Annotated in this window: 17 protein-coding genes and 1 pseudogene; 8 read left to right on the top strand and 10 right to left on the bottom strand. The window is 72.8% G+C overall.

Going from position 1 to position 20,748, the window contains the following annotated elements:
• The first annotated feature begins 134 nt into the window (after positions 1-134).
• A complete protein-coding gene (locus ACL02U_RS05070) occupies positions 135-2,138 on the top strand; it encodes an amino acid adenylation domain-containing protein (protein WP_412789409.1) in 2,004 nt (667 codons plus the stop codon).
• A 209-nt stretch (positions 2,139-2,347) separates the two neighbouring features.
• Here ACL02U_RS05070 and ACL02U_RS05075 read toward each other — a convergent pair whose 3' ends face one another.
• Positions 2,348-3,589, bottom strand: a complete 1,242-nt coding sequence (locus ACL02U_RS05075) for a cytochrome P450 (protein ID WP_412789410.1) — start codon at positions 3,587-3,589, stop codon at positions 2,348-2,350.
• Positions 3,590-3,798: 209 nt separating this feature from the next.
• Here ACL02U_RS05075 and ACL02U_RS05080 point away from each other — a divergent pair, with 209 nt between their 5' ends.
• From ACL02U_RS05080 to ACL02U_RS05095, 4 genes are all read left to right on the top strand, one after another.
• Positions 3,799-4,590, top strand: coding sequence for a thioesterase II family protein (locus ACL02U_RS05080; protein WP_412789411.1), 792 nt, complete (start codon positions 3,799-3,801; stop codon positions 4,588-4,590).
• The gene (locus ACL02U_RS05085) at positions 4,583-5,341 is read left to right on the top strand and encodes an SDR family NAD(P)-dependent oxidoreductase (RefSeq protein ID WP_412789412.1); all 759 of its coding nucleotides are present in this window, start codon (positions 4,583-4,585) and stop codon (positions 5,339-5,341) included. Before ACL02U_RS05080 ends, ACL02U_RS05085 begins: the two co-directional genes overlap by 8 nt.
• A gap of 73 nt (positions 5,342-5,414) precedes the next feature.
• Positions 5,415-6,656 (top strand): pyridoxal phosphate-dependent aminotransferase, encoded by a 1,242-nt coding sequence (locus ACL02U_RS05090; protein WP_412789413.1) that lies wholly within the window; start codon positions 5,415-5,417, stop codon positions 6,654-6,656.
• The gene (locus ACL02U_RS05095) at positions 6,653-7,372 is read left to right on the top strand and encodes a tryptophan 2,3-dioxygenase family protein (protein ID WP_412789414.1); all 720 of its coding nucleotides are present in this window, start codon (positions 6,653-6,655) and stop codon (positions 7,370-7,372) included. The genes ACL02U_RS05090 and ACL02U_RS05095 overlap by 4 nt, the downstream gene beginning before the upstream one ends.
• A gap of 58 nt (positions 7,373-7,430) precedes the next feature.
• Here ACL02U_RS05095 and ACL02U_RS05100 read toward each other — a convergent pair whose 3' ends face one another.
• Positions 7,431-7,940: a helix-turn-helix domain-containing protein gene (locus tag ACL02U_RS05100; protein ID WP_412789415.1), complete on the bottom strand. Its 510-nt coding sequence runs from the start codon at positions 7,938-7,940 to the stop codon at positions 7,431-7,433.
• Positions 7,941-8,369: 429 nt separating this feature from the next.
• Between ACL02U_RS05100 and ACL02U_RS05105 the strand changes: the two genes are divergently transcribed.
• On the top strand, positions 8,370-9,566 hold the full coding sequence (locus tag ACL02U_RS05105; RefSeq protein WP_412789416.1) for an FAD-dependent oxidoreductase: 1,197 nt from the start codon (positions 8,370-8,372) through the stop codon (positions 9,564-9,566).
• A gap of 81 nt (positions 9,567-9,647) precedes the next feature.
• On the opposite strand, the gene ACL02U_RS05110 is transcribed toward ACL02U_RS05105, so the two are convergent.
• Together ACL02U_RS05110 and ACL02U_RS05115 are read right to left on the bottom strand one after the other, a co-directional pair.
• Positions 9,648-10,028, bottom strand: coding sequence for a VOC family protein (locus ACL02U_RS05110; RefSeq protein ID WP_412789417.1), 381 nt, complete (start codon positions 10,026-10,028; stop codon positions 9,648-9,650).
• 219 nt (positions 10,029-10,247) lie between these two features.
• A pseudogene (locus tag ACL02U_RS05115) lies at positions 10,248-10,328 on the bottom strand (Uma2 family endonuclease); the annotation flags it as partial.
• A 150-nt stretch (positions 10,329-10,478) separates the two neighbouring features.
• Here ACL02U_RS05115 and ACL02U_RS05120 point away from each other — a divergent pair.
• Complete coding sequence (locus tag ACL02U_RS05120) at positions 10,479-12,515, top strand: thioredoxin domain-containing protein (RefSeq protein ID WP_412789418.1); 2,037 nt, start codon at positions 10,479-10,481, stop codon at positions 12,513-12,515.
• Between the two features lie 5 nt (positions 12,516-12,520).
• Here the strand turns inward: ACL02U_RS05120 and ACL02U_RS05125 are convergent, their stop codons facing one another.
• From ACL02U_RS05125 to trhA, 4 genes are all read right to left on the bottom strand, one after another.
• Entirely contained in the window at positions 12,521-13,252 is a 732-nt protein-coding gene (locus tag ACL02U_RS05125) for a Mut7-C RNAse domain-containing protein (protein ID WP_412789419.1), read from the bottom strand.
• A 12-nt stretch (positions 13,253-13,264) separates the two neighbouring features.
• On the bottom strand, positions 13,265-13,927 hold the full coding sequence (locus ACL02U_RS05130; RefSeq protein WP_412789420.1) for a TetR/AcrR family transcriptional regulator: 663 nt from the start codon (positions 13,925-13,927) through the stop codon (positions 13,265-13,267).
• Positions 13,924-15,600: an MFS transporter gene (locus ACL02U_RS05135; RefSeq protein ID WP_412789421.1), complete on the bottom strand. Its 1,677-nt coding sequence runs from the start codon at positions 15,598-15,600 to the stop codon at positions 13,924-13,926. The genes ACL02U_RS05130 and ACL02U_RS05135 overlap by 4 nt, the downstream gene beginning before the upstream one ends.
• A gap of 196 nt (positions 15,601-15,796) precedes the next feature.
• On the bottom strand, positions 15,797-16,534 hold the full coding sequence (gene trhA, locus ACL02U_RS05140) for a PAQR family membrane homeostasis protein TrhA (protein WP_412789422.1): 738 nt from the start codon (positions 16,532-16,534) through the stop codon (positions 15,797-15,799).
• A 322-nt stretch (positions 16,535-16,856) separates the two neighbouring features.
• Here trhA and ACL02U_RS05145 point away from each other — a divergent pair, with 322 nt between their 5' ends.
• A complete protein-coding gene (locus ACL02U_RS05145; protein ID WP_412789423.1) occupies positions 16,857-18,680 on the top strand; it encodes a phosphoenolpyruvate carboxykinase (GTP) in 1,824 nt (607 codons plus the stop codon).
• A gap of 183 nt (positions 18,681-18,863) precedes the next feature.
• Here ACL02U_RS05145 and ACL02U_RS05150 read toward each other — a convergent pair whose 3' ends face one another.
• Both ACL02U_RS05150 and ACL02U_RS05155 read right to left on the bottom strand, forming a co-directional pair.
• Positions 18,864-19,280 carry a hypothetical protein gene (locus ACL02U_RS05150; RefSeq protein WP_412789424.1) on the bottom strand — a complete coding sequence of 139 codons (417 nt, stop codon included), beginning with the start codon at positions 19,278-19,280 and terminating at the stop codon, positions 18,864-18,866.
• Between the two features lie 196 nt (positions 19,281-19,476).
• A complete protein-coding gene (locus ACL02U_RS05155; RefSeq protein ID WP_412789425.1) occupies positions 19,477-20,688 on the bottom strand; it encodes a pyridoxal phosphate-dependent aminotransferase in 1,212 nt (403 codons plus the stop codon).
• Positions 20,689-20,748 lie beyond the last annotated feature (60 nt).

The following is a 20,748-nucleotide window of genomic DNA, read 5'->3' on the forward strand; positions in this document are numbered from 1 at the left end:
GGACCTTCAGGCTTCTTTCCGGCCCCGCGGGCCCCGCCCCCGTCCGGGCCAGGGTGGGGACATCCGTGTCGCGCGCGGCGCCCCCGCAGGGCGCCCGACCCGTCCAGCGGCACCGTCACACGGGAGGTCGCTCGATGCCCGCCAACCCTTTCGAAGACCCGGACGAGAGCTACCTGGTCCTGTGCAACGAGCGCGGCCAGCGGTCGCTGTGGCCCGCCCGGCTGCCGGCCCCCGCCGGATGGCCGGTGGAACTGCCCGCGACCTCCCGCGCCCGCGCCCTCGCCCACGTCGAACGCGTCTGGCCGGACGTACGCCCCCGCCCGCCCGCGGCAGCCCGGTCCACGGCATCCGCGGGTCCCGCCGCTCTCGCCGCCGAAACCCTCCCCGTGCTCTTCGAACGGGTGGCGGCCAAGTACCCCGAACTGCCCGCGGTGGAGAGCGAGAGCACCGCTCTGACGTACGGGGAGCTGGCGGACCGGGTCAACCGGCTGGCCCGGCGGCTGATCGCGGCCGGCCTCGGCCCCGGCGACCTCGTCGGGATCTGCGTACCCCGCGGCACCGACCAGGTGGTGGCGGCACTCGCCGTGACGACCGCCGGAGCGGGCTACGTCCCCCTGGACCCGGCGTATCCCCCGGCTCTGCTGCGCCACATGGTGGCCGACTCGGGGCTGCGGACCCTGCTGCACACCGGCCCCCCGCCGGTGGACGCCACCGGCCTGGAGACCCTCGACCCGGCCGCCCCCGGCCCCGCCGCCCTCCCGGCCGGGCCGGTCGCCGACGAGGAGCGGCGGCGGCCGCTGGACGCCGAGGACACCGCGTACGTCATCTACACCTCGGGCTCCACCGGGACACCCAAGGGCGTGGTGGTCCCGCACGCGGGCATGGCGGCGCTCGCCGAGGCGCAGCGGCACTGGATCGACCCCGGTCCCGGCGACCGGGTGCTGCAGTGGGCGTCGTTCAACTTCGACGCCGGCTTCTGGGACCTGACGCTGGCCCTGCTGTCGGGGGCCACCCTGGTGCTCACCGACGACCGGGCGGTGCTGCCCGGCGAGGAGCTGCGCCGCACCCTGATCGACCGGCGTATCAGCCACGCGGTGCTGCCCCCGGTCGCGCTCACCGCCACCGACCCGGACGGCGTCCTGCCCGGCGGGGTGGTGCTCTCCACCGGTGACTCCTGCACCCCGGCGCTGGTGGCCGGGTGGGCGCCCGGCAGGCGCATGTTCAACGGGTACGGGCCCACCGAGATGACGGTGGGAGTGACCATGGCGGGCCCGGTACGGCCGGGCGAGCCGGTCAGCATCGGGGAGCCGTGGCCGGGCAACGAGGTCCGGGTCCTCGACTCCGGACTCCAGCCCTGCCGGCCCGGCGAGGAGGGCGAGCTCTACCTGGTGGGCGAGGGCGAGGCCCTCGGATACCTCAACCGGCCCGCCCTGACCGCGGAGCGCTTCGTCGCGGACCCCTACGGCGTACCCGGCCGCCGGATGTACCGCTCCGGCGACCTCGGCCACCGGGACAAGGACGGCATGCTCTACTTCACGGGCCGCGCCGACCGCCAGGTCAAGCTGCGCGGTTTCCGAGTCGAACTCGGGGAGGTCGAGGCGGCGTTGGAGGCGTGTGAAGGGGTCCGGCTCGGGGCGGTGGTGGTGACCGGCGAGCTGGACTCGGCGCGGCTGGTCGCCTTCGTGGTGCCCGGTGCGGGCGCGGCCGACGACCTCGCACAGGACCTGCGCGGGCGGCTCGCCGCGCGGCTGCCCGTTCACATGGTGCCCTCCCGCGTCGAGGTGGCGGCGTCCCTGCCGATGACCAGCAACGGCAAGATCGACCGGCGTGCCCTGGAGCAACGGGCCGCCGCGCCCGCCGCCGGGAGCACCGTGGCGCCGCCCCTCGGGCCGGACACCGCCGTCGACCCGTCCGACCCGACCGACCCGGTGGCCGCGCTGTGCGCACTGGCCGCCAGGCTGCTGGGGGTGGCCGCGGTCGCGCAGGACGACAACTTCTTCGACCGGGGCGGCCATTCGGTCCTCGCGGTACGGCTCGCCAAGGCCGTACGGGACGAATGGGGGATGAACCTGCCGGTGCGGGCCGTCTTCGAGCAGCCGACGATGACGGAGCTGGCCGGCTCGCTGACCACGGACTGAACTTGGGCCGGGCGCCGGCCGAACCGGCGGGCCGCGACCGCACCCGCGCGGACTCGGTCCGAGCCGGAGCACACCCACGGGGCCCCGGCCGACGCCGGCCGGGCAGCGCCCCCGCCGGTGGCCGGGACCCCGGGCGCGGGCCCGTGAGCCGGCCGCGGTCCGCGCGGCCCCCGCACCGGTGACCCGCCCCCTGGGGAGGCGGACGCGGCTCAGTCGAGCCGCAGGCGCAGGGCGCTGTGCCCGAACAGGAAGTTGGAGTAGACGCGCGGCGGTTCCGCCAGGATCCCGATCCGGTCCACCCGACGCACCAGCGAGTCCAGCACCGCCGACAGCTCCAGCCGGCCGAGGAAGGCCCCCAGGCAGAAGTGCGGGCCGTGCCCGAGCGCGACGTGCGGGTTGTGCTCCCTGCCGACGTCGAAACCGCGGGGCCGCGTGAAGACCTCGGGGTCGTTGTTGGCCGAGATGTTCCACAGGGTGACGATGTCGCCCGCCGACACCTCGGCATCGCCGATCCGCAGGTCGACGGCGGCCGTACGGGCGAAGTGCATGGCCGGGGTCACCCAGCGCAGCACCTCCTCCACCGCCGTGCGCACCGCCGCCCCGCCGGTGCGCAGCCGACGCCACTGCTCCTCGTGGGTGCCCAGCGCGTGCAGGGCGCCGATCGTGGTCACCCGGGTGGACTCGTCGCCCCCCAGGATCAGGCTGTAGCAGTTCAGGGCGAGATCGTCCTCCGTCATCGGCTCGCCCTCCACCCGGGCGCCGGCGATCATGCTGATCACGTCCTCGCCGGGACGGCGGCGGCGCTCGCGGACCACGTCCACGAAGTACGACAGGATCTCGTTGCGGGCCTCCAGCGCGTCGAAGGGGTCGTCCTCGCCGCTCTCTGACGACAGCGCGCGCTTGTTCCAGCCCAGCAGCGACGGCCGGTCGGAGACGGGCAGTTCCAGCAGGTCGCAGACGGTGTTCAGCGGCAGGTGCTCGGCGATGTCCCGCGCGGCGTCCGCCTCGCCCGCACCGACGACCGCGGCCACCAGCGCGTCGGCCCGCTGCCGCACCGCCTCCTCCACGTGCCGCAGCACCCGCGGTGAGAAGGCACGCAGCATCACCCGGCGCAGCTCGCGGTGGCGGGGACGGTCCATCACCGCCAGCATCCGCCCGCCGGCCGAGTCGCCGCCGCTCAGCAGGACGTCCAGCACCGTTCCCCGGGCCGAGCTCAGCCGGGCCGCGTCCTTGTAGCAGGCCTGGACGTCCCGGTGCCGGGCCACCGCCCAGAACCCGGGGCGCCCCTCGGCGGGGGGATGCCAGCGCACCGGATCACTGCGGCGCATCAGGTCCCAGTACGCGTACGGATCGTGCCCGACGAACGCCGCCGGGTCTGCGAGGTCGAGAGCCACCCCGGAGGGGTCGTCGTACGAGCCGCCGGAAACGGCGGCGTTGCGGGAGGAGACCACCGGGAGACTCCTTTCGGCCCGGGGCAGCGGGCCTGTACGAGGGGCCCGGGCCGGACGCCGGGCCGGTGCGGAGGTGCTCGTTTCCGGCACCGATCCTCACCTCTCGCCCCCGCCCGCGATGCGGCGCTGAATGAATGATGAAGGTTTCCGCGGCGGCCTCGGGCCTGCGTGCGATTCTCACATCCGAGGCGGCGGAGGGGAGATCGGCCATGGGCGTGCACCGCGGATCCGTGCGCACGATGTCGAGCACGGAACGCCCCGGGCTCCGGCTGCTCGCGCTCCCGCACTCCGGCGGCCGCGCGGAGAGCTTCACCGGCTGGCGTGACGCGCTCCCCGGCGCGTTCCCCGGGGCCGCGGTGGAACTGTGCGCCGCGCAGTACCCCGGGCACGGCGACCGGCTGGCGGAGTCGCCGAAGGAGGAGGTCGGCGCGATCGCCGAGGAGATCGTCGCCGACCTGACCCGGCTGCCACCGGCGGACCTGCTGCTCTTCGGCCACAGCTTCGGCTCGGCCGTCGCCTGCGAGGTGGCCCGCCGGTGCCCCGGGGCGGGCATCGACGTCGTCCTGCTCGTCGCGTCCAGCGCCTGGGCCCCGGGGGACCCGGCCCGGCCCCCTCGCGACGAACATCTGCTGCCCGACGACGAGCTCTGGGGGCGCCTTGTCGCCCTCGGGGGCATCGACCCCGCCATCGCGTCGCAGACCGAGCTCCGCGACCTGCTGCTCCCCGTGATACGCGCGGACATCGCCGCGCACGAGCGCTACCTCGGCTGCCCGGACCCGGTGTCGCTCCACTGCGACGTGCACGTCTGCGTGGCCCGGGGAGATCCCCTCGTACCGGTTCCGGCCGGCCGCAGCTGGGGCCGTCTCACCACGGGGAACACGAGCATCGACATCAGACGCGGAGCCCATTTCCACGTCTTCGACGCCCCCGCGCTGCTGCTGGAGGACCTGGCGCGGCGGGTTCCCACCCACACGAAGGGAGGCGGTTCGGCACATGAGTAGTCCTTGGGCGGGCCTGCGGCTGATCGTCACCGGCGGCGGTTCGGGCATCGGGGCCGCCGTGGTCGCCCGCGCGGCCGGGCTGGGCGCCGACGTCCTGGCGGTCGGCCGACGTGCCGACCGGCTGGCGGAGGCGACGGCGAAGGCCCGGGCCGCGGGAGCGGGCACCGCGGTGCCGTACGCCGTGGACGTCACCGCCCCCGACGCCGCCGCGCGGATCGCGGAGCACGCCGGCGAAGTGCTCGGCGGCGTCGACGCCTTGGTCAACAACGCCGGGCACGCGGTCTTCGACCGCCTGGAGGACGCCGCCGAGGCGGACCTGCGGGAGATGATCGACACCAACCTGGTGGCGCCCGCCCTGCTGATCCGGGCGCTGTTGCCGCTGCTGCGCGCCAGCCGGGGCTGCGTGGTCAACGTGTCCTCCGTGGGCGGCGTCCTGGCGATGCCGAACCGGTCGTTCTACGGGGCCAGCAAGGCCGCCCTGAACTCCTTGACCAGGTCGCTCGCCGTGGAACTGGCGCCCGAGGTCCGGGTGAACGCGGTGCTGCCCGGCCCGGTCGACACGGGCCTGTGGGACCTGGCGGCGGGCGAGGACGCGGACGCTCTGCGCGAGGGAATCGTGGCCGGCACCCCCCTGGGGCGGTTCGGCCTGGCAGCGGAGGTGGCGGCCTGGGTGTGCCACCTCGTCGACCCCGGGACCTCGTCCTGGGTCACCGGATCCCTGGTGTCCGTGGACGGCGGACGCACGGCCTGAGCCACAGTCCAGCAGCACCATCCGGCCGGCCCGATCCGGCCGGTCCTGCCCTCAGCGGAAAGGCATGAATCAGATGACGCAGACAGCTTCACCGTGGTTCGCCCCGGCCTCGGCGATCCCCTCCTCCTGGCTGTACGAGTCCTTCCGGATCGCCAACGAGCGCGAGCGGGAGCACCCCGGCCAGATCAAGCTGCACGTGGGCGAGCCCGCCTTCGGTCCGCCGGAATCCGTCGCCAAGGAGTTCGGCGCCGCCGTCCTGGACGGCCGGGCCCGCTACATCGACGTGCAGGGGCTCCCGGAACTCCGCGAGCGTCTCGCGCACAAGCTCGACACCGTCAACCGCATCGACAGCGAGCCCTTCCGGCTCTTCGTCACCCCCGGGTCGTGCCAGGGACTCAGCGCCCTGATGCGCTGTCTCGCCGGCTCGGGAGCGGAGATCCTGATGCCGGAGATCCACTGGCCCGTGCACCTGCAACAGGCCCTTCTCGCCGGATTCCGCCCGGTGTTCTACAAGCTCGACGAACACTTCGCGCCCGACCCCGAGTCGATCCGGCAGGTGGCCACCCCCGCGACACGGGTGCTGCTGCTCAACACCCCCTCGAACCCGACCGGTGCGGTCGCCGACCTCCCGCTGCAGCAGGCCCTGTACGAGATCGCCGACGAGCGGGGCTGGCAGATCATCAGCGACGAGGCCTACGAGGACTTCGCCTTCTCCGGCCCCCACCTGTCGATCGCCGCGCTGGAGCGCGACCGCCCCGCGTCGCAGCGCATCGTCAACAGCGTCTTCACGTTCTCCAAGGGGCCGGCGATGACCGGCTACCGGCTCGGCTACGTCGCGGTGTCGCGGCCGGAGACGGCTGCCGCGATGCGCACGGTCCAGGAGTCCTGCATCATCGCGCCCAACGCGCCCGTCCAGTACGCCGGCCTGGCCGCCCTGGACGCGTCGGGATCCCTCGCCGGCAACCACGACTTCGTGCGGGGAAACCGGGACGCCGCGCTCGCCCCGCTGGTCGACGAGGGGCTGCTGCCCGCACTGCCCGGCGGCGGCTGGTACGCCATGGCCGACATCTCCTCCACCGGTCTGAGCGGCGAGGAGTTCAGCGCCGAACTCATGCTCCGCCACGACGTCGTGGTCGTTCCCGGCAGCGGGTTCTCCGCACGTCCCGCATTCGCTCCGGACGGCACGATGCGACCCCTCAAGCCCGGCGGCGTCGCGTCCGGCCTGGTCCGGATCGCGTTCTGCGTCGAACGGGAGCAACTCGTCACCGGGGTGGAACGTCTGGTCGCGCTGGTCCGTGAGAAGAGGCAGCGGTGACACCCACCGAGGTGACCTACGCCTCCTACCTGAAGCTCGACGAGCTGCTGACCCTCCAGCAACCGCGTGCCTGCGAGGACGAGGCGGATGCCGCCACGGTGCTCTCCGAACAGTTCTTCATCGTCAGCCACCAGACCTGTGAACTGTGGCTGAAGCAGATCCTGGACGACCTCGCCGCCGTGGAGGGCCACTTCCGGACCATGAGCACCGCGGGCCTGGAGCGCTCGGTGGACCTGCTCTACCGGTCCGGTGAGTTGCTGCGCCTGCTGCACGAGCAGCTCACCGCCCTCGAACGGCTGCCGTTGGAGGACTTCGCCCGGTTCCGCCAGTACCTCGGCATGGCCAGCGGAGCCCAGTCCAGCCAGTCCCACCGACTGGAGCGGGTGCTCGGCAGCGCCAGCCGTTCGGGAACACTGTTCCTCGCCTTCCGTTCCGGGCTGGAGCGGATCGGCGCCGACCTGGAGGAGATCGTCGCGGCGGGTGTCGAAGCGGGCTCGTTCCACCGGGTCGTCGAGGCGATGCTCAGGGTCGGCAACGGCTACTTCCAGTGGAAGATCGGGCACGTGGGCCTGGTGATGAGGATGATCGGGGAACAGCCGGGCACCGCCGGCACCTCGGGGGCGGCACACCTCATGGACCGCGCCACGATGCCGTTCACCGAACTCCACGAACTGCGCGGCAAGGTGCACGAGCGCCGGCGCCGGCAGGCGGGCTGACCGCTCGGCGGGCAGCGCCCCGGAACGCGCAGGCGAGTGCGTTCCGGGGCCGGTCGGATCAGGTGGCGGTCTCCAGGATGTAGCCCCGCCCCCACACGGTGCGCAGGCTCAGCCGGACGCCGTCCAGCCGCTGGCGCAGCCGCATGATGTGCAGGTCTATCGCGTTGCTGGTGACCGTCTCGTCCCTGATCCGGCCCAGGGCCTCCTTCAGCGCGTCCCGGCGGACGAGATGGCCGAAGTCGGCCAGGAAGCACCGCATCATCTCGCTCTGCGCCTCGGACATGGGCACCGACTGCCCGCCGTAGTAGAGCACCCCGGTCGGATCCAGCGTGGGCATGAAGTCGGTTCCGGTGCGCCGTTGGAGGGTGTGGACGCGAGCCGCCAGGTCGAGGCGGGCCACCGGCGGGCGCACCCAGTCCTCGGTGGGGGAGATGTCGTTCGGCGGCGCCGCCTGGCCCTCCAGGACCAGCAGGCACGGCAGTCCCGCCTCGCGCAACTGGTCGCGTTCGTGGTTCTGCACCGGCCAGCGGAGGAACTTGACTTCTTTGTGGTGGGTGAGCGCGGTCATGGTCGTGCCCCCGTTCTCGCGTGACGAGTGACAACTCGTGGTCGAGGACCGGCGGCGTCGTCGGGCATGCGCGCGTCCCCTCCGGGGCCACCGTCGGATGGTCGGCCGACGGGGCCGCCGGAGCTGGTCCGGGACGCGCACGAGAGGTTCTGCTGCCTGGCTTCGACGCCGGTTCCCGCGTGACACCGTCACCGGCCCCCGTGATTCCGATCCTGCCGGGTCTCGATTCCAGGTCAATTCTGGGTGGATTCCGCTCCGGCGGGGACTCGATTCCGGTTCGGAGCCGGCCGCGCGCTCCTCCGCGGCGGACGGGCGGGGGCGCCGACAGATTCACGACATGGTCGTGTGCCACCGCGCGGTGATCGGCAAGACCCCGTAGGGGAACCGACTGCCCCGACCTCCGACCACGGTCACGATCAGGAGCACACGATGACGAACGACAACAGCACACCGAGCCGCAGGGTCGCCGTTGTCGGCGCCGGCATCACCGGACCCGTGCTGTCCCTGTGCCTGGCGAGGCTGGGCTTCGAGGTGGACCTGTACGAGGCCTACGTGCGCCGGGCGCAGGACGTCGGCTCGTTCGTCAACCTCGCTCCGAACGGGCGGGCCGTGCTGGAGCGCCTTGGCCTGGCCGACCGGATCCTCGAACAGGGCAGGGCGGCGAGCTCTGTCGACTTCGCCAACCACAGGGGCCGGGAACTCGCACGGAACCCGGAGAGCACCACCAACATCATGCGCGGCGAGCTCAGCGGCGCCCTGCGCGAGGCGGCGACCGGCGACGGGGTGAAACTGCACACCGCCAAGCGCCTCGTCGCACTGGACGAGAGCGGTGACGGCCACTGGCGCCTCGGCTTCGAGGACGGCGCGCACGCCGAGGCCGACATCGTGCTCGGCTGCGACGGCGTGAACTCCGCCACGCGCCGCCTGCTGCTGCCCGACGCGCCCCGGCCCACCTACACCGGCGTGGTCGGCTCCGGGGGCAGGTCGGAGATCGGCGCCGCGGAACTCCCCGTGGACGGCCGGTTCCACATGGTCTTCGGCCTGCGCGGCTTCTTCGGGTACCAGGTGGTGTCGCCCGGTGTCGTGTGGTGGTTCGAGAATCACCAGGAGACCCGTGAACGCACCTTCGCCGAACTCGCCGAGATCGACGACGCGCGGTGGGCGGCCGCGCTGGCCGACCGGCACCGCCCCGACCCCGCCGTGATCCGGCGCGTCCTGAACGCCGCCACCGGGCCGGTCGGCCGGTGGCCGGTCCACGAGGTGCCGCCGCTGGACACCTGGCACCGGGGCGACGCCGCGGTGCTGGGGGACGCCGCGCACGCGGTGGCCCCGCACCTGGGGGCGGGTGCCGCGCTCGGTATGGAGGACGCCTACGAACTCGCCCTGGCACTGCACCGGCACCCGACCGCGCCGCAGGCGTTCACCGCGTTCGAGGAGTCCCGGCGGGGCCGGGTCGCCGCGATGGCGAAGCAGGCCCGGCAGACCGGGGCGGTGATGACCCCCGACCGGTGGATCGCCCGGGCGGTACGCGACCTGATGCTGCCGATGGCCATCAAGCAGGGGGTGCGCAAGGGTACCGAGGCGTACTCCTACCGGCCTTCGCCGTGGCCCGTGCAGGTCGGCTGAGACGCACGCGGGCGCAGCGGCCTCACGGCGCGGGAGGCGCCGAAGGGGGTGTCGGCGGCCGTCGACCGCCGGGCCGGTGTCTCAGCGCGGCTCGCCGGTGACGATCCACAGGTGGCCGAACGGGTCCCGGAGGCGCCCCTCCCGTTTGCCGTACGGGCGGTTCTCCACCGGCACGACCACGGTGCCGCCACCGGCGACCATCCGCTCGGCGACGGCGTCCTGGTCGGTGAACTCCGCCTCCAGCAGGACCGGGGAGCCGCCGACGTCGCCGGGCGAGAGCCAGCCCCACTCGGGCGTTGCGGGGGACAGGGAGAGCGTGGAACCGTTGATCTGAAGGACGACGACCACCACGCGGCCGCTGTCGTCCTGGGCGCGGAAGACCTCCTCGGCGCCCATGGCCTTCTGGTAGTAGGTCGCGGCGGTGTCGGGGTCCGGGACGATCAACCGTGGCGTCAGACTCATGAGTTGAGCCTATCTGCGCCCGGGGCGGTCCGCGGGGACGGTGCGCTCGGTTCGAGCCGCGTGCCGCGCACGCCCGGACGGGCTTCGCCGTCAGGGCGGGGCGTGTGCGACGAGCGCGGAGGCCACGAATGAACTCGCTGAGGGTGGATGTCCTGGCCTTCGAGGCGCCGTGTGAGCGGTGTTCCTTCTCTTTTCGGCGGGTGTTCGCGCTGTTGCCCTTTACAGGGCCCCAAGATCGACCATGAAGGAAAAGGGCGCGGTGGCCTCCACCGTGCCGGTGAACACCTCACCGTCCCTGCCCACCCTACTGTTCAGATGTGCCGGGTCGCCCGACCCGGAGGTGGACGGTGTCGCTCACCACGTGAGGGCGCACAAGTGCAATTCGGCCAAGTGAGGCAGGCTCGTCAGCGATTCACCGGTCGCGCCGGGCGCTGTGAGAGGCTGGGTCGTATGAACCGGTTGGCTGGTGTGACCTCGCCTTATCTGCTTCAGCACGCTGACAATCCGGTCGACTGGTGGCCCTGGTCGCCGGAGGCGTTCGAGGAGGCGCGACGGCGCGACGCACCCGTCCTGCTGTCGGTCGGCTACTCCGCCTGCCACTGGTGCCACGTCATGGCGCACGAGTCCTTCGAGGACGAGGCGACCGCCGCGTACCTGAACGAGCACTTCGTTTCGGTCAAGGTGGACCGGGAGGAGCGCCCGGACGTGGACGCCGTGTACATGGAGGCGGTGCAGGCCGCCACCGGCCAGGGCGGCTGGCCCATGACGGTGTTCATGACGCCGGACGGGGAGCCCTTCTACTTCGGCACCTACTTCCCGCCCGAGGCCCGCCACGGCATGCCGTCCTTCCGCCAGGTGCTGGAAGGCGTGGACCACGCCTGGACGAACCGGCGGGACGAGGTGGCGGAGGTCGCCGGGAAGATCACCCGGGACCTCGCCGAGCGGGAGTTGAGCACCGGGGACGCGGGGACGCCCACCGGGGAGACCCAGGCCCTGTCCCTCCTCCAGTTGACCCGGGACATGGATCCCGCGAGCGGCTGGTTCAAGGGCGACACCAAGTTCCCGCCCTCCATGGTGATCGAGTTCCTGCTGCGCCACCACGCGCGGGCCGGCTCGGTGGCAGCGCTGGAGATGGCGGAGGGGCTCTGCGACGCGATGGCCCGCTCCAGCCTGTACGACCAGGTGGGAGGCGGGTTCCACCGGTACGTGCTCACGCCTCGCGCCGGGGCGCCGCTGGTGCCCCACTTCGAGAAGATGCTCTACGACAACGCGCTGCTGTGCCGCGGCTACGCGCACCTGTGGCGGGCCACCGGCTCGGAGCAGGCGCGCCGGATCGCGCTGGAGACGGCGGACTTCCTGGTGCGTGAACTGCGCACCCCGGAAGGCGGGTTCGCCTCGGCGCTGGACGCCGACAGCGACGACGGGCAGGGGCGCCACGTCGAGGGGGCTTACTACGTGTGGACGCCCGGGCAGCTGCGCGAGGTGCTCGGCGAGGACGCCGGTCTCGCCGCCGCCTGCTTCGACGTCACCGAGGAGGGCACCTTCGAGCGCGGCGCGTCCGTACTGAGGCTGCCCCGGCAGGAGCGGGTGTTCGACGCGGAGCGGGTCGCCTCCGTGCGGCGGCGCCTGTTCGAGGCGCGGGCCGGGCGCCCGGCCCCGGGCCGCGACGACAAGGTCGTCGCCGCCTGGAACGGTCTCGCCGTCGCCGCGCTCGCCGAGACCGGCGCCTACTTCGACCGGCCCGACCTGGTCGAGGCCGCGGTGGGTGCGGCCGACCTGCTCGTGCGGGTGCACCTGGACGAGCGGGCCCGCCTGGCGCGCACCAGCAGGGACGGGCGGACCGGTGCGAACGCGGGGGTACTGGAGGACTACGGCGACGTCGCCGAGGGCTTCCTCGCACTGGCGGCGGTGACCGGGGAGGGCGTCTGGCTGGACTTCGCCGGCCTGCTGCTCGACCACGTGCTGGTGTCCTTCACCGACCCGGACTCCGGGGCGCTGTTCGACACCGCCGCGGACGCCGAGCGGCTCATCCGCCGCCCCCAGGACCCCACCGACAACGCGACCCCGTCGGGGTGGACCGCCGCCGCCGGTGCGCTGCTGGGCTACGCCGCGCACACCGGTTCCGAGGCGCACCGCACCGCGGCCGAGCGGGCGCTCGCCGTCGTGGGGGCGCTCGGGCCGCGGGTGCCGCGCTTCGTCGGCTGGGGGCTCGCCGTCGCCGAGGCGCTGCTCGACGGGCCGCGGGAGGTCGCGGTGGTGGGGGCGGGCCCGGACGATCCGGCCGCCGCGTCCCTGCACCGCACCGCGCTGCTGGGCACCGCACCCGGTGCCGTCGTCGCCCGGGGCGTGCCGGACGGCGGGGAGTTCCCGCTGCTGGCCGGGCGCCCGCTGAGCGGCGGGGAGTCCACCGCGTACGTCTGCCGCGGCTTCACCTGCGACGCGCCGACCACCGACGCGGAGCGGCTGCGCGCGGCGCTGAACGGCTGAGGGCGTCAGCCGCGCTCGGCGAACTCGGTGAGGGCGCGCTCCACGATGGCCTCCAGCTTCTCGTGGTGCGCGCCCTTCCAGTACGCCCGCCCGCACTCCCGGCACCGCGCGAACACGTCGTAGGTGCGTCGCGTGCCGTGTTGGAGCTGGTCGGCCACCTCCTCCTCGGTGGCCTCCCGCAGCAGCCCGTTGCAGGCGGTGCACCGGGTCCACGGGCGCAGCTCGGGCCGGAAGCGGTCCAGTACGTCCCGGAGCTGCTCCTCGGGGCTGGTGCTGTAGACGTAGGCGCCGGCCCACAGTTCGCGGCGGCGCAGCAGGCCCCGGTCGCGGCTGAGCAGCACGCGCCGCTCTGCCGCGGAGCGGGCGGCCAGCGCGGGGTCGCCGATGTCGGTGGACTCGTAGCCGGTGTCCACGCCCAGCAGGCGCAGCCGGCGGGCGAGGGTGCCCAGATGCACGTCCAGCAGGAAGGCCAGGGGCGCGCCGGGGACGCGCTGGGGCCGTCGGACGGTCTGTACCCGGACCCGCTCGCCCGCCGAGGGGACGTGGGACACCGGCACCTCGTGTCCGTCCACCAGGAGGGTGCCGACCTCGGTGAGCGGCACGCCCATCGACTCCACCACGTGGCCGAGGCTCGACATGCCGTCGGTGGTGACCGCGGCGCCCTCGCGGCGGCGTCCGGAGGGGACGAAGATCTCCAGCTCGGGGGCGATGTCGACGTGGATCTCGGGACCGTTCACCCGGTCAGCATGTCACGGTGCCACGTCGTTGCCGCGGGGTTTCCCGGCGGGCAGGCCGTGCTCCATGACGTCCAGGGCGCGGTCCACCAGATCTCCGAGGCCGTCGGCGTGGTCGTGTTCGGCCCAGTACTGCATGACCTCCATCAGCCCGCCGACGAGGGACGCCGCCAGGACCCGCACCTCCAGCCCGTCGGGGTCATGGCCGGTGCGTTCGGCGATGGCCCGGGCCAGCATGCGGCCGGTGACCGAGATGCTCTCCATCATCCGCGAGCGCACCGCCGGCACCTCGCTCACCAGCCGGCTGCGGAGCCGGGTGACCTCGCCCTCCTCGCCGGTGCCGAAGCCGACGCCCCGGCGCAGCACGTACCGCAGCGAGTCCGCCCAGGGCTCGTCGGCGGGCCGGGCCCGCAGTTCCGCCTCCAGGATCGGGTCGTACTCGTCGGTGAGGACGATGTCCTCCTTGGTCGGGAAGTAGCGGAAGACGGTCGACGGCGAGACCTCGGCGCGGTCGGCGATCTGCTCGACGGTGGTGGCGTCGTAGCCCTGTTCCTCGATCAGCGCGTACGTCGCGTCGCGGATCGCCGTCCGGGTCTTGATCTTCTTCCGCTCCCGCAGGCCGGGGCGGTCGCGGTCGGTGGGAGCGGAGGAGGGGTGCGGGGCCGTCATGGGGGTCATTGTCGGCCATCGGCCTCCGGCGGGGCCACGGCCGGGACGGCGGCGGCGCCGTCCGCTGCAGGCGCCGCGGTGTCGCGGTCTGCGGTGTCGGGGTCCGCCGTGTCCCGGTCTGCGGTGTCCCGGTCTGCGGTGTCGCGGTCCGCCGTGTCCCGGTCCGCGGTCGTGCCCCCGGCCGCGGTGCCGGGCAGGAAAGCGGCGGCGAGCACCGCGGCGATCAGTGCCGCGACCCCGCACACCAGCAGGACCACGGTCATCCCGTGCAGGTACGCGCCGTCGGCGGAGACCGCCAGGCGGGCCGATCCGGTCTCCCCGGCGACCCGGTGTGCGGCCACCACCGACTCGCCGGCCGTGCCGGCGGCCGGCGCGGGCAGTCCGGTCGTGTCGAGCCGGTCCCGGAAGGCGCCCGCGAGCAGGCTGCCCAGCAGGGCGATGCCGATCGCGCCACCGACCTGCCGCAGGGTCGTCAGCAGGCCGGACCCGCTGCCCGCCCGGCCGGCGGGCAGGGCGGCGAGCGCGCCGTCCATCGCCGGCACCACCGAGAAGCCGAAGCCGGTGCCGGCGATCGACAGCCACAGCGCGGTGAACCCGTAGCCGGAATCCACCGTGGTGCGGCTGCCGAGGAAGGCGGCGAAGGCGAGGAGCGCCAGCCCCGCGCAGATGACGGCGCGGGAGCCGAGGCGGGCGACGACCGGCTGCGCTCCCCGGGCGGCGACCAGCAGCCCGCCCATCATCGGAAGCAGCCGGAGCCCGGTGCCGAAGGCGTCGTGCCCGAGGACGGCCTGGAGGTAGGGCGGCAGCACGAACATCAGGCCGGACAGGGTGAACATCACCAGCGTCGCGGCGAGGGTGTGGAGCAGGAAGCCGCGGTGGGCGAGGAGCGCCAGGTCGAGCAGGGGCCTGGCGGCGCGCCGCTCCCGCAGGACCAGTCCGGTCAGCAGTGCGGCGGCGGCAGCCGCCGCGGCGAGCACCAGCGGGTCGCTCCAGCCCCTGCCGGGCGCCTCGATGACGGCGTAGACGAGGGCGGCGAGGCCGGAGACGGTGAGCGCGGTGGAGACGGCGTCGACCGCGGGGGAGGCCGGATCGCGGCTCTCGGGGAGCAGGAAGACGCAGGCGGCGATGGAGAGGGCGGCCGTCGGGACGTTGATCAGGAAGACCGAACCCCACCAGAAGTGGCCGAGCAGCCAGCCGCCGGTGATCGGTCCGAGCGGCAGGCCGAGTGCCGAGGCGGCCGAGACCAGGCCGACGGCCCTGGTCCGTTCGTCGGGCGCGAACAGCGAGGGCAGCACGGACAGGGCGAGCGGCATCACCAGAGCCGCGCCGACGCCCATCACCACCCGGGCGGCGATCACCTCGGGCACGTCCGCGGCGAGGGAGCCCAGCAGGGAGCCGCCGAGGAAGACGCCGAGCCCGGTGATGAGCATCCGGCGCCGTCCGAAGCGGTCGCCGAGCAGGCCGGCGGGGAGCATCAGCGCGGCGAGGACGACGACGTAGGCGTCCGCCATCCACTGCTGCTCGCCGGTGGTGGCGGAGAGCCGGCCGGCCATGGTCGGCAGGGCCACGTTGAGGATCGTCATGTCGAAGCCGAGCACCAGCAGGGCGGCGACCAGGGCGCCCAGGGCCCACCAGCGGCGCGGGTCGCGCCGGACCTCCGGCGCGTTGATGAGAGTATCCATGAAATGACAGTAGCTCTCAAAAAGCGGTTACCGTCAATAATGGGAGGCGTGTTCGCCGGTGGCTGCGCGGGGAGCGCCGGCCTGCTGGGGGTGGTGGCCCGCAGGGGTGGCGGTGGACGGGCGGGAGATGTCCGGGCGCACCGGAAAGGGCCACGGCGGGAAGCCGTGGCCCTGGGGGGCGGAGGTGCGGTGCGCGCTATCCGTGCTGGTAGGCGACCAGTGAGATCCCGACGTAGTGGACGACGAACGCGGCCAGGGTGAAGGAGTGGAAGACCTCGTGGAAACCGAACCAGCTCGGTGAGGGGTTGGGGCGCTTGATGCCGTAGACCACGCCGCCCGCGCTGTAGAGGACACCGCCGACGATGACCAGCACCAGGACGGCGATACCCCCGGCGCGCAGGAAGTCGGGCAGGAAGAAGACGGCCGCCCAGCCCATCGCGATGTAGCAGGGCGTGTAGAGCCAGCGGGGGGCGCCGACCCAGAACACCCGGAAGACGATCCCGGCCGCAGCCGCCGCCCAGATGCCCCACAGCAGCCACTGCCCCTTGGCGCCCGGCAGGAGCAGCAGGGTCAGCGGGGTGTAGGTGCCCGCGATGATCAGGAAGATGTTGGCGTGATCGAGGCGGCGCAGCACGCCGTCCATGCGCGGGCCCCAGTTCCCCCGGTGGTACAGCGCGCTCACGCCGAACAGCAGGCAGGCCGTGAGTACGTAGATCCCGCACGCGATCCGCCCGCGCGCGGAATCGGCGAGCGCGGTGAGCACCAGTCCGGCGATCAGCACGGCCGGGAACATGCCCAGGTGCAGCCAGCCGCGGAGCTTGGGCTTCCGGGGGTGGGGGATCGTCCCGGCGATCTGACGGGGAAGCGAGGGCGCTCCAGAACCGCGGCCGGCGGCCGGCGTCTCCGGGTGCGCGTCGGAGGCGGACGCAGTCATGGGCGGCATCGTACCTACGCGACCGTAAGTGGCGTATCGGTCTGCCGCGATGACCGTCGAAGAGTGGCCATCGTCTCACCGGGGTACCCGTCGACCTTCAAGAAATCCGGCCCAACGTCAAGCGGACGCAAAGAAACATCGAAATCGTGGCGTTCCTCACGCTGCTCACCTGTGACGCCCCCTGGACAGATGGGCATGGACGTCGGATGATCAAATGAGTGCGGTCGGTACCGGATGAGCGCCAACAGTGCACACTGCGAAGCATCCGGGCCGCGGCCCCCACGGGGCAAAAAGGAAAAAAATCCCTCACCTAGGAGCGATCGTGGCGCGCGACATCGCGGCTCCCCCCGTCAGCCGGACCAACCACCAGCAACTGATCTCGTGGGTCGACGAGATCGCCGAACTGACCCAGCCGGACAACGTGGTCTGGTGCGACGGATCCGAGGCCGAGTACGAGCGACTGTGCGAGGAGCTCGTCTCGAAGGGCACCTTCAAGAAGCTCGACCCGATCAAGCGCCCCAACTCCTACTACGCCGCCTCCGATCCCACCGACGTCGCGCGCGTCGAGGACCGGACCTTCATCTGCTCCGAGAAGGAGGAGGACGCCGGCCCCACCAACCACTGGATGGACCCCGCCAGGATGCGCGAGGTGTTCTCCGGTGAGCAGGGCGTCTTCCGCGGCTCGATGCGCGGCCGGACCATGTACGTCGTGCCCTTCTGCATGGGCCCCCTCGGCTCCGAACTCTCCGCGATCGGGGTGGAGATCACCGACTCGGCGTACGTCGCCGCCTCCATGCGCACCATGACGCGGATGGGCCAGCCGGTCCTCGACGAGCTCGGCGAGGACGGCTTCTTCGTCAGGGCGGTGCACTCCGTCGGCGCCCCGCTGGAGCCCGGCCAGGCGGACGTCCCCTGGCCCTGCAACAGCACCAAGTACATCTCCCACTTCCCGGAGAGCCGCGAGATCTGGTCCTTCGGATCCGGCTACGGCGGCAACGCCCTGCTCGGCAAGAAGTGCTACGCCCTGCGCATCGCCTCCGTCATGGCGCGGGACGAGGGCTGGCTCGCCGAGCACATGCTGATCCTCAAACTCACCCCGCCGCACGGGGAGTCCCGGTACGTCGCCGCCGCCTTCCCGAGTGCCTGCGGCAAGACCAACCTCGCCATGCTGGAGCCGACCGTCCCGGGCTGGACGGTCGAGACGATCGGCGACGACATCGCCTGGATGCGGTTCGGGGAGGACGGCCGCCTGTACGCCATCAACCCCGAGGCCGGCTTCTTCGGCGTCGCCCCCGGCACCGGCGAGCACACCAACGCCAACGCGATGAAGACGCTGTGGGGCAACTCCGTCTTCACCAACGTCGCGCTCACCGACGACGGCGACGTGTGGTGGGAGGGCATGACGGAGGAGACCCCGGCCCACCTGACCGACTGGAAGGGCCGCGACTGGACGCCGGAGTCGGGCGAGCCCGCCGCCCATCCCAACGCCCGCTTCACCACCCCGGCCGCCCAGTGCCCGATCATCGCCCCCGAGTGGGAGGACCCGCGGGGCGTGCCGATCTCCGCGATCCTCTTCGGCGGTCGCCGCGCCACCGCCGTTCCGCTGGTGACGGAGTCCTTCGACTGGAACCACGGCGTCTTCCTCGGCGCCAACGTGGCCAGCGAGAAGACCGCGGCCGCCGAGGGCAAGGTCGGCGAACTGCGCCGCGACCCGTTCGCGATGCTGCCGTTCTGCGGCTACAACATGGGCGACTACATGGGCCACTGGATCGAGGTCGGCCAGTCCGCGGACCCGGCGAAGCTGCCGAGGATCTACTACGTCAACTGGTTCCGCAAGAACGACGAGGGCTCCTTCGTCTGGCCCGGCTTCGGTGAGAACAGCCGCGTCCTGAAGTGGATCGTGGAGCGCCTGGAGGGCAAGGCCGACGGGGTCAAGACCCCGATCGGCATCCTGCCGACCAGGCAGTCCCTGGACACCGACGGCCTCGACCTCTCCGACGGCGACCTGGACTTCCTGCTCACCGTCGACAAGGAGGTCTGGCGCGAGGAGGCCGCCCTGGTCCCCGAGCACCTCAACACCTTCGGCGAGCACACGCCGAAGGAACTGTGGGACGAGTACCGCGCGCTGGTGCAGCGCCTGGGCTGAACCCGTCCCCCCGCAAACCCCCGCGGCCGGCCCCGATGGGAGCCCTGACCAGTGATCGTCAGGCCGGCCGCGGGCGGGCAGAGTCACGAACGCGGGCCCGCACAACGGCGTGCGGGCCCCCTGCCCGCTCTCCTTTCCGCGCACCCGGCCGCGGACGCGGCCGTGCCGGGCCCGGAGGTGTGCTCAGCGGGCCGCCAGGGCGACCGGCTCCAGGGCCGCGGCGTGCACGTCCATCTGCTCGGCGGCGAGGATCGCCGCCGCGGTGTCGGCCCGCGACGCCGCGACCACCAGAGCGCGGCCCGCGAGGGCGTGGGCGCGACGGTGCAGGGCGCCGGGGTCCGGTTCCCGGTCGTCCCCCGCCGCACGGACCGGTGCATGCCCTCCCCGCAACCGCGCCACCTGCGCGGCGAGCCGCTCGGCCGCCGTGTCCAGTACGGGTGAGGGGGCCGCGGCCCGCAGCTCGTCCGTGACGGCGAGCAGCGCGGCGAGATGGCCGGAGAGCTGGATGTCCAGCTCCTCCTCGCGGGAGCGGTGGGGGAAGTCCGCGGGGGTGTCGGCCGTCGTGCTGTGGACCGACTTGGGGCGGATCGGTTCGTACATGGGACGGCCTCCTGCGTGCGGACAGAAGACCATCCTAGCTTGGATTTGGTCTAAATTTGTGCCTTGCACAAAACAGGGCCGCATGCCCACCGAGGGTGACGCCCGGCGCGGGCCGACCGCAGCGGTCCACAGGGTCGGGCCGGCGGTAGCGGTCCGGGGGCGGCCGCCCGTCAGCCGGCTGCAGCGGTCCGGGCTGTCAGGGCTGGCTGTAGCCGTCCAGGAAGTGCCCGATCCGGTCCATGGCGTCGCGCAGGTCACCGACCGACGGCAGCGTCACCACGCGGAAGTGATCCGGCTCGGGCCAGTTGAAGCCGGTGCCCTGCACCACCATGATCTTCTCGCGGCGCAGCAGGTCCAGCACCATCCGCCGATCGTCCTTGATCTTGAAGACCTTGGGGTCGAGCCGCGGGAACAGGTACAGCGCCCCCTTCGGCCGGACGCAGGTCACGCCCGGGATCTGCGTCAGCAGCTCGTAGGCGGTGTCCAACTGCTCCTTCAGCCGTCCGCCGGGCAGCACCAGGTCGTTGATCGTCTGCCGGCCGCTGAGCGCGGCCACCACCCCGTGCTGGCCCGGCATGTTGGCGCACAGCCGCATGTTGGCCAGGATGGTCAGGCCCTCGATGTAGGACGCGGCGTGCGCCCGCGGGCCCGAGATCGACATCCAGCCCACCCGGTACCCGGCCACCCGGTACGCCTTGGACATTCCGTTGAAGGTGAGCGTCAGCAGGTCGGGTGCGATGGCGGCGGTCGGGGTGTGCACGGCGTCGTCGTAGAGGATCTTGTCGTAGATCTCGTCGGAGCAGACCAGCAGGTTGTGCCGGCGGGCGATGTCGGTCAGCCCCCGGAGCACCGCCTCGTCGTAGACCGCGCCGGTGGGGTTGTTCGGGTTGATCACCACGATGGCCTTGGTGCGGTCGGTGACCTTGCGCTCGACGTCCGCGAGGTCGGGCATCCAGTCCGACTGCTCGTCGCACCGGTAGTGCACGGCCGTGCCGCCGGACAGCGACACGGCGGCCGTCCACAGCGGGTAGTCGGGGGCCGGGACCAGCACCTCGTCGCCGTCGTCCAGCAGGCCCTGCATGGCCATCACGATCAGCTCGGAGACGCCGTTGCCGATGAAGACGTGCTCGACGTCCGTCTCGACGCCGAGCGTCTGGTTGTGCATGACGACCGCGCGGCGGGCCGCCAGCAGGCCCTTGGCGTCGCCGTAGCCGTGTGCCGTGGAGACGTTGCGGAGGACGTCCTCCAGGATCTCCGGCGGGCAGTCGAAGCCGAAGGCGGCCGGATTGCCGGTGTTCAGCTTCAGGATGCGGTGCCCGGCGGCCTCGAGCCGCATCGCCTCCTCGAGTACCGGGCCCCGGATCTCGTAACAGACGTTGGCGAGCTTGGTCGACTGGATCACCTGCATGTCCAGGAGCTTACGGCGCGGTAACGCCTCGCGGGCCGTGTTTTCCGCCACGTGAGACGG

Source organism: Streptomyces sp. MS06 (assembly GCF_047200655.1).
GTDB lineage: Bacteria > Actinomycetota > Actinomycetes > Streptomycetales > Streptomycetaceae > Streptomyces.